This is a genomic window from Mycobacterium sp. 1245499.0 (assembly GCF_001673615.1).
Taxonomy (GTDB): domain Bacteria; phylum Actinomycetota; class Actinomycetes; order Mycobacteriales; family Mycobacteriaceae; genus Mycobacterium; species Mycobacterium europaeum_A.
The window spans coordinates 1-907 of sequence record NZ_LZMG01000216.1; the positions used below are offsets into that span (position 1 = coordinate 1).

A 907-nucleotide genomic window follows, 5' to 3' on the forward strand; every position below is an offset into this window, starting at 1 on the left:
GTGTTGTGGCGGCGGGGCCGGGGTGATGACCCGGCTTTGCGCGCCGGGAGCCATCCGATCGCCGGGCGGGATGTTGAAGGTCAAGGCGGCGACCGGATCCACCATCCCGTATCCGACCTTGTTGTCCACGCCCGCAGGCGGATTGTGCGCGGACTGCACGATCCGGTTGATTACCTGATGCGCGCTGAATTCGGTTGCGCGCGCGGTGGTTCACGCCGCCAACATGGGGGCCAAGGTGATCAACATTTCCGTCACCGCGTGCCTGCCCGCGGCGGCCCCGGCCGATCAGCGGGCCCTCGGTGCGGCGCTGTGGTACGCGGCCACCGCGAAGGACGCCGTGATCGTGGCGGCCGCCGGCAACGACGGCGAAGCGGGCTGCAACAACAACCCGACGTATGACCCATTGGACCCGTCCGATCCGCGGGACTGGCACGAGGTCAAGATCGTCTCGGCGCCGTCGTGGTTCTCCGATTACGTCCTGTCGGTGGGAGCGGTCGACAGCAGCGGTGCCCCGCTCGACAAGAGCATGACCGGTCCCTGGGTCGGCGTGGCGGCCCCCGGGACCCACATCATGGGCCTCTCACCGCAGGGCGGCGGCCCGGTGAATGCCTACCCGCCGTCGAGACCGGGCGAGAAGAACATGCCGTTCTGGGGCACCAGTTTCTCGGCGGCCTACGTCAGCGGCGTCGCGGCGCTGGTGCGCGCGAAATTCCCCGAACTCAGCGCGCATCAGGTAATCAACCGGATCGTGCAGTCCGCGCACAATCCGCCTGCGGGCGTGGACAACAAGGTCGGATACGGGATGGTGGATCCGGTCGCCGCCTTGACCTTCAACATCCCGCCCGGCGATCGGATGGCTCCCGGCGCGCAAAGCCGGGTCATCACCCCGGCCCCGCCGCCACAACAC

2 pseudogenes are annotated in these 907 nt (G+C 68.7%); one reads left to right on the forward strand and one right to left on the reverse strand.

Annotated features, from left to right (window positions below):
* Positions 1-186 (reverse strand): annotated as a pseudogene (locus tag A5646_RS28955) (type VII secretion-associated serine protease); the annotation flags it as partial.
* Here A5646_RS28955 and A5646_RS12335 point away from each other — a divergent pair.
* Positions 185-907 (forward strand): annotated as a pseudogene (locus A5646_RS12335) (S8 family serine peptidase); the annotation flags it as partial. The pseudogenes A5646_RS28955 and A5646_RS12335 sit on opposite strands and share 2 nt — an antisense overlap.